Genomic DNA, 7,776 nt, shown 5'->3' with positions numbered 1-7,776 from the left:
GGATGGTGGCGCGCCGCAAAGGCGATGCCGTAGTAGCATTCAGGGCGATATTGGCCTGAGTTGATCCACCGCCAACACGATTTTCAGACATAGCCGCTCTGCCCAAGTACTTTGAGGACCGCACGTCTTCATTGCGTGCTCCGGCGCCTGACGTATCTGGCTTCCACATCTTGGCGTGCTTGCGCGGGGGGATGACAGCATCGGCGTTGCGCGCCGCAATCGCCTCGTGGCATGTGCGTGTATCGTACGCCCCGTCCGCCGTGACGCTCCCGAGATCCTGATCCGGTGGGATCTGATTGATTAGGTCGGCAGCATAGACGCATCCCCGAGACCGCTGCTCGTCACCTCAATGGCCCGGAATTCCAGTGTTTGCTCATCAATCCCGATATGTATCTTGCGCCATACGCGACGTTTGGGGCCTCCATACTTACGAGCGTTCCACTCACCTTCGCCCACAGCATTGATGCCCGTATCATCGATCAACAAGTGCAATGGCCCCGTTGAGCCCTTGTAGGGGATGGCGACGGACAAGATTCGTTGTCGCCGGCGCAGGGTGCTGAAGTCTGGAACAGGCCAGCCTAACCCGACAAGCTTGAGTAGACTGGCTACAAAGCCTGCCGTCTGCCTCAACGGCAAGCCAAACACCGCTTTGAGCCTCAGACAGGCCTGTATCGCCGCGTCGCTGTAGGCCTCGTCGATCAGATGGCGCAGCGTCCCACACCATCTCAGGATCAAACCAGATCGCGAGCGATCCCTGTTGCTTAAGCGAAAGGTTGTACTCCGCCCAGGTTCGGGTTTTGTACGTCGTAGGTGTCCAGCTACTCATGAACGCCAGCTCGCACGCTGGGTTCACGCAGTGAATCATTGCTGAACGCGACTTGTGCAACAAAGCCTATGGGAGCACCAAAATGTGCGCGTGCCCTTGGTCCAAACATGATTTTTTACCTGCAATCTCACTGACCTGTACAATTTTACCAGAAAATTCAATGGTTTCAATTTGATCAATAAGGTTGAGCATTGTTGAAAGATGTTCAATTTGTACGACGAATATTTAAAAACGGTGTGCACATGACGACTCTCAAGAATGCCCTGAGCGCCATTTTCATTTTCATTTCTGCCAGCACCGCCTACGCTGAGCTGTATTGTTACCAACCTGAAAATCCCGGCTGGGACTGGACAAACATAGACTTCATCAGCTTCAGCGAATGCCTTGACAACGGCGCTCTGCACAAACGCGAGATCGATGGCAAAGGAAAAAATGGGATGAGCTTACTTGAAGCGGCTTTGTCGGGCGGTGCCAAACCTTCTGTTATTGGCCTGATCCTGGCACAGGGAGCAGACCCAAATCAGGAATTGAGTAATCGCTTCCTGAATTTACCGCTGCAACTGGCATCGATCCACGCCCATTTGGACAAAAATCACTCTTTGCACACTATGAAGGTGCTGCTGGAAGCTGGTGCCGACCCCAACCTTGTCTCAAAAAATGGTTTGACAGCCTTTCACGGGGCATTCATGGGAAGAGACGCCCAGATCACCATGGAAAAACTGGACCTTATCATTGAATATGGAGCTGATTTTTCAATTACTTCCCGAAATCAAACCGGATGGATCTTGCCAGCTATCAGTGCAAACGCATCACTAGATATATTAAAAAAAATCGATAGTATATCCGACGCGGATTACTCCGAAACAAGCGTCTTTGGTAAGTCACCCGGCCAAACGCTCCTTCACCATCTTGCCCGTGAGACGACACCTGACGCTCAAAAAATTGCTGTTTGGCTAATTTCAAAAGGTACCGACCCTAAAGCTGTCAATAGTAAAGGGGAATATGCTTGGGAACTGGTAGAGGAAGACATTCAGTTACGAAGTCAACTAAAGGTAGCCGCTGGCATGGGCTCCGGAACGGGTCTCTCCATTATTGCAAGTGACAACGACATCCAGAAGGCCTGTCGCAGCCCCAAAAGTCAGGCGATGTACAAGGGCGATGGGGTCACGGTAGATGAGATCTGTTCGTGCGTCGAGGATTACGCCGAAACCCGCTACAGCCGCATCTCGCAACATCCCCGTTTCTCTAAGGTGTACGGTTCCAGAAACCGGCAAGGCCAGATTGATGAACTGGTGAGAGGCTTGGTATTTGGGTGCATGGGCATCTGGTCGTATACACCATAGGCGGTAGATCGTCCGAGCATTTCTTTGATGCTCTGGTTGAGAAGGGGTATTCGCTTTCGACCTAACGAGTGATTTGGAATTGATGTGCGAAATCCATTGGGCGGGCTTGCAGAGCGGCGCAGGCCAATCATGCGCCAACATTCAAGCTGGACCAGTTAGGGTAGGCTAATCAAACTCGCTGAGTTCTGTAATCACCTTCGCAAGGCCCGGCTTCTGGTCGCGACTAATGATAGTGCAAGGTGAGGCGAATGATCGATACTTGCTTAATATGAAGATCTTGGGCTATGTCTGAAAATCGTGTTGGTGTTGCTTCGTTTTTGCCGTAATCGGCCAAGATTGTCTCTCCGCGCACAGACGGAGATCCCACAGCATGCACTACACCCCTCGGTTCGTCATCGACGCCCTCTTGTTGTCGATCGCCAACTTGCCTCCGCGGAAGATCGCTGAGGCCGAAGCCGCGTAGGCGACGGCATGAAGGCGCACGGAAGCAGTGGTGGAGATCGACGCAGCCGCGGCGGAGCGCGCCTGCCCGCGCTGCGCCAGCTCCGAGCGGTCGTCGTGGGGGACGACACGCACCAGGGCGCGCCGCTGGCGCTGCCGGACTTGCGAGAAGACCTGGAGCGGGCGAACGGGCTCGCCCGTGACGAACTTGTCCCATAATGCTTCCTTCCATTTCTGCGAAAAGATCACACCATCAAACCGTGGGATCAAACAGCTATGCCCGTCGGATGGTGGCGCGCCGCAACAGCGATGCTATAGACGCATTCAGGGCGATATTGGCCTGATTTAATTCACCGCCAACACGATTTTCAGACATAGCCGACACGCACCCTTTGGTTGCAAATTGTGTGAGAACGTCCATGCAATCGGGTCGCTCAAAAGGAGCACTTCGCATTTTGGCTTGCTTGTTAATATTTGTCCTGCGATATCTAATTGATGCGGGATCATCGCATTTCTCGCTATGGTTGTCAAAAATACCAATCACTTTTCTTAAAAGGATTTTTTGAAATGCGCCCATATCTCGCCCTTTTTCTTCCCCCGCTGCTTGCGCTGGCACCGCTCGCGCAGGCCTCGTCAATCGACCAACTCAAATTAACCGCATCGGATGCGGCCGCAAGTGACACCTTCGGGTGGTCCGCCTCGATCTCAGGCAACACCGCCATCGTGGGCGCATATGCAGATGATGATGATGGCAGCGGCAGCGGTTCTTCCTATCTGTTCAACGCGACCACTGGCGCGCAGATCGCCAAGCTGACCGCATCGGATGCGGCCGCAAGCGACAGATTCGGGTGGTCCGTCGCGATCTCAGGCAACACCGCCATCGTGGGCGCGATTGGAGATGATGATGGTGGCAACCTCAGCGGTTCTTCCTATCTGTTCAACGCGACCACCGGCGCGCAGATCGCCAAGCTGACCGCATCGGATGCGGCCGCAGTGGACCAGTTCGGGTATTCCGTCGCGATCTCAGGCAACACCGCCATCGTGGGCGCATATGCAGATGATGACGATGGCTCTGACAGTGGCTCGGCCTATCTGTTCAACGCGACCACCGGCGCGCAGATCGCCAAGCTGACCGCATCGGATGGGGCCGCATTCGACAACTTCGGGCAGTCCGTCGCGATCTCAGGCAACACCGCCATCGTGGGCGCATATTTAGATGATGATGGTGGCACTAACAGCGGCTCGGCCTATCTGTTCAACGCGACCACCGGCGCGCAGATCGCCAAGCTGACCGCATCGGATGCGGCGGCAGTTGACTACTTCGGGTATTCCGTCGCGATCTCAGGCAACACCGCCGTCGTGGGCGCATTTGCAGATGATGATGGTGGCAGTACCAGCGGCTCGGCCTATCTGTTCAACGCGACCACCGGCGCGCAGATCGCCAAGCTGACCGCATCGGATGCGGCGGCAGTTGACTACTTCGGGTCTTCCGTCGCGATCTCAGGCAACACCGCCATCGTGGGCGCATATGCAGATGATGATGGTGGCAGTAGCAGCGGTTCTGCCTATCTGTTCAACGCGACCACCGGTGCGCAGATCACCAAGCTGACCGCATCGGATGCGGCCGCAGGTGACTACTTCGGGTATTCCGTCGCGATCTCAGGCACCAGCGCCATCGTGGGCGCATTTGGAGATGATGATGGCGGCGGCGGCAGCGGCTCCGCCTATGTCTTCGCCTCTGCCGATCCCTCCGTGGTGCCTTTGCCGGCCGGCATCTGGCTGCTCGGCTCCGCCGCCGGGTTGCTGGCCTTCGGCCGCAGGCGCAAAGCGCGCGCTGCATGAGGCGGCTTGCCTCCTGCGCGATCCTGCTGGGGCTGATGGCCGGCCCCGGCGTCGCGGACACGCCGCCGCGCTGCGCCCTTCTGGGCCAGATGGCCGTCTCGTCATGGTTGGAAATGCTGGGCGCGTTGTCCGGGACGGACAGCACGACCGCCGACCCGATCATCGCACGGCTCGATGGGCTGACCGGCATCTATGGCGCGCTCTCCTGTGATGCGGCGCAGCTGCAAGAGGCGATGGATTGCCTGTTGACCCAGTCTGGCAATATCCGGGCCGATGCGCTTGCAAGGCAATGCATGCAACAATCCGGAATGACGGAGCAGAATTGAGCCTGCTTTCAAATCTGGGTTGATCGCAAAATTTCTGGGCAGTTTTGCACCTCAGGATTGAATGGGCTGCATGCTGAGTGGAAGAGCAAATTTTGCACACCATTCCGAGGTCCGGCGACGAAGTATCTCGCGGGCTATGCCCGTCGGATGGTGGCGCGCCGCAAAGGCGATGCCGTAGAAGCATTCAGGGCGTTACTGGCCTGAGTTGATCCACCGCCAGCACGATTTTCAGACATAGCCGCGGTCTGAATCCGGCCCTTTCCGGCCATTGGTATTTGTTAAATGCCGCTCAATGGCATGTCACGGGAATTCACCAGAGGGATCTCGAACTAAATAGCAGGCCATGTCAGCAGTGCCAGTGTTGCCAGTTTCCGCTGCCGATCTTCCAGATTCTGTGGTGACCAGTCTTCGTATTCTCTAAGTTGGGATGTTGTGGTTAAACTGCTCTTTGCAAAGAATGGTTTCTTGGCTGGGAAGCTGTCATTCGACATGCCGTTGTTCTCACTTCTCTTTAGAAGGCAAAGGTTGCCGAGCCGAGTTTTATATTCCATGTGTGTATCAGCATCAAAATTCTCCCAGCCAGTCTCCGGGAAAGTCTTGGGGAGAATGTGCTCAAGGGTAATCTGCTGCGGATCGGTGTTGACCCACTCCTCCTCTTTTTTGTCCGGCGACATAGTGTGTTCCAACTCTCTTAGGATATACCGGGCCAGAGCCGCTTTCGAAACACGAGCGTTTGCAAACACTTCCTGAAAATCTTTATCCGACACAAAGATCTTTTTCAATGCTTCGACAAGATCCTTATGCTTCACGATCTCACCTTCAGTGATTTTTATTGCAGCGTCTGCGAAGGCTTGCTCATTCGCGCCACTGCGGGTCCTTGCCGACATTACAAGGCGCAAACTAAGAGAACTGAGGCATCGGATGGATTTTGAAAATTCGTTCTTATCGAACTTGGTCGAAACCGCCAAGAGGAGCGGTCTCATCGGCCGGAGATCAAAGAAGTTGAAGTCCTCAAGGTATTTTCGAGAAGCAGGCGAATAGTCATCCCAGAACTCACTTTCTGGATTGAAGGTCGCCGTGTAAATGCGTGAAGTTTCTGCCAAAGATGTCAGGAAGGAGATTGAAGTTCCTTCATTTTTATACCTGTTCTGGATTGCGTCGTAGACACCATCGGCGCGCACAAACCCAGAAAAAGCAATTAAGTAGTGTCGCAGGAAAGACACTTGTGGGTCGTCACCTCCAAGGTCCTGCAAATTTTCCAACATGTTCGACCATTTGGATTGTGCGAGACCGACCTGTTTGTCGGCGAGGCCGAATAGGTAGCTCTTCACAAGATCAGCTTGGGAGGTCCGCAGCCCGCGGTCGTTCAACGTCTCAAACATCTTGAAAGCACGCGACTGATCATGCGCACGCAACAATATGACTTGCGCCGCGTTCTCAAGATAGTCGATCCAATTATTTAACGTTGCAGGGGCATCAACACCCGAGACCGAAATTGCAATACTTTCGACGCGCTTTGCAGCACAAAAATAGGCGTTCTTTAGGAGTTTGTGAGAAGTCCGGCTAACTTTCGGGGGCCAATCTTTCTCGGTATTCTTTGATGTGAGATTTTTGAAGAAGGTCCTGTCATCAGTGTTTAGAGCGAGCCTCTGTTTGAAGCCTTCGCGCCGGTCGCTGCTAAAAAGATAGCTATTCTGAAGTGACGTAGATATCTCTTCACCAATTTTTTTCTCGTGTAAGTAATCCCTTATAGCAGCAAGCAGCAAATAGGTAGTCGTCAGCCTTTGCTAACCATCCACGACACTTAGTGTGCCGGAATCCGTTCCTTCGATTGCTACAATAGTGCCAAGGAAATACTCAGAGCTTCCACGATACGCCGCTTCGACGTCTGAGAAAAGCTGTTCCACCTCCTCGTTAGTCCATGCATAATCGCGTTGGTGCGGAGGAATAACCAATGAGAAATTAGCAAAAATCTTTGCAATTCCGATATCGTCGAAGCTAAATGTTTTCATTGAGTTCCTCTGGGTGATAGCACTGCCAGAACGGTAGTCCTCGGGCCAATGATGCGCAAGACGGTCACCGGCGCTGAATTTAAAAGTTGGCTTACCAGTTGAACATCGCCTTCGTTTTATTGGCGCAGCGTCAAGCGTTAGCCCGAACTACCCACGTTCCGGTCGCACACGAATCGTCACCCGCGCATGGCCCTTCGGCATTCCATGCGAAGAACCCTCTGCTGCGCAGCGAATGTCCACAATCCTCCGATTCCGTGGAAAAACTACCTGCTGCAATTGCAAAACTCTACAAAGCGGGAAGCTGTTCTCCGACAAGCAAATTGCGCCCAGGGGTGCCGCCGAAATTCCCATAGATTGGAATTGTGTTCTGCCGAAACTGGTTCAGCGCACTGTAGGAGAGTTTTTCAACACAATCCGCCGGGAGTCACTACCGCCTGGAATCAGCCGCTCTCGCCGTTGTGCGGGGGCGGGTCAGTTTTGGGGCAGCCAGATGACCTGCTGATGAGTGCGCGCGATCCATGCGCAAGCGCAACAGTTTGAGTTCGACCGGTTGCCAGTGGTCTTTCTGCAAACAACCCTTTCATGGCGACCCGGCCACCGGGCCTTCGCGGCAAGATCCATCAGGGTGCGCTGGCGCGTGTTGTGCCGGCGCCATGCCGACCGGAAGTCGCGGTAGTCGCTCGGCAGTAGATCGGCCCGACCAAAGGCGAGGGCCACGGCGATCGTCTCGCTCGAGGACAGGGTGGCGACCGCGTCATCGATCGTCGCCTGGTTGGTGAGGACGATCCGGCACGCTTCCGCGTCTGGACGGCCCGGCTCATTCAGCGGGTTGGGGCGGTTGTTGTTCGTCGAGGTCGTGTCGTTCTCCAGTGTTTCAGACCGGGCGGTATGCCCGGCCTGATTGGAATTTCGGTCGACATGACTCGGAGCGGAAATGCCTTGCCTCCACGTCATGGCCACGCGCAGGGGGTGGCCGTTGTTCACGC

Annotated in this window: 7 protein-coding genes and 2 pseudogenes; 4 read left to right on the top strand and 5 right to left on the bottom strand. The window is 54.7% G+C overall.

The features are described 5' to 3' along the window. Positions 1 to 94: 94 nt before the first annotated feature. A pseudogene (locus BM234_RS08600) lies at positions 95 to 826 on the bottom strand (IS5 family transposase); the annotation flags it as partial. Between the two features lie 242 nt (positions 827 to 1,068). Here BM234_RS08600 and BM234_RS08595 point away from each other — a divergent pair. Further along, on the top strand, positions 1,069 to 2,169 hold the full coding sequence (locus BM234_RS08595) for an ankyrin repeat domain-containing protein (protein WP_092063188.1): 1,101 nt from the start codon (positions 1,069 to 1,071) through the stop codon (positions 2,167 to 2,169). A gap of 490 nt (positions 2,170 to 2,659) precedes the next feature. Next, positions 2,660 to 2,959: an IS1/IS1595 family N-terminal zinc-binding domain-containing protein gene (locus BM234_RS17835; protein WP_425439235.1), complete on the top strand. Its 300-nt coding sequence runs from the start codon at positions 2,660 to 2,662 to the stop codon at positions 2,957 to 2,959. Here the strand turns inward: BM234_RS17835 and BM234_RS17460 are convergent. Beyond that, positions 2,885 to 3,187 carry a hypothetical protein gene (locus BM234_RS17460; protein ID WP_175501229.1) on the bottom strand — a complete coding sequence of 101 codons (303 nt, stop codon included), beginning with the start codon at positions 3,185 to 3,187 and terminating at the stop codon, positions 2,885 to 2,887. The two genes, BM234_RS17835 and BM234_RS17460, sit on opposite strands and share 75 nt — an antisense overlap. On the opposite strand from BM234_RS17460, the gene BM234_RS08585 reads away from it, so the two are divergent. Next, entirely contained in the window at positions 3,178 to 4,452 is a 1,275-nt protein-coding gene (locus BM234_RS08585; protein ID WP_175501228.1) for a hypothetical protein, read from the top strand. The genes BM234_RS17460 and BM234_RS08585 overlap by 10 nt on opposite strands. Continuing rightward, entirely contained in the window at positions 4,449 to 4,778 is a 330-nt protein-coding gene (locus tag BM234_RS08580) for a hypothetical protein (protein WP_092063179.1), read from the top strand. The genes BM234_RS08585 and BM234_RS08580 overlap by 4 nt, the downstream gene beginning before the upstream one ends. Before the next feature lie 329 nt (positions 4,779 to 5,107). Here BM234_RS08580 and BM234_RS17640 read toward each other — a convergent pair whose 3' ends face one another. From BM234_RS17640 to BM234_RS08565, 3 genes and pseudogenes are all read right to left on the bottom strand, one after another. After that, the gene (locus BM234_RS17640) at positions 5,108 to 5,665 is read right to left on the bottom strand and encodes an HNH endonuclease family protein (protein ID WP_245752557.1); all 558 of its coding nucleotides are present in this window, start codon (positions 5,663 to 5,665) and stop codon (positions 5,108 to 5,110) included. Positions 5,666 to 6,103: 438 nt separating this feature from the next. Next, positions 6,104 to 6,790 (bottom strand): annotated as a pseudogene (locus BM234_RS17635) (DUF262 domain-containing protein); the annotation flags it as partial. Between the two features lie 471 nt (positions 6,791 to 7,261). Next, positions 7,262 to 7,744, bottom strand: a complete 483-nt coding sequence (locus BM234_RS08565) for a hypothetical protein (RefSeq protein ID WP_092063171.1) — start codon at positions 7,742 to 7,744, stop codon at positions 7,262 to 7,264. Positions 7,745 to 7,776 lie beyond the last annotated feature (32 nt).

It is taken from the genome of Poseidonocella pacifica (assembly GCF_900111875.1).
GTDB lineage: Bacteria > Pseudomonadota > Alphaproteobacteria > Rhodobacterales > Rhodobacteraceae > Poseidonocella > Poseidonocella pacifica.
The sequence above is the reverse complement of the archived record's forward strand: the minus strand, read 5'-3'. Positions and strand labels throughout refer to the sequence as shown.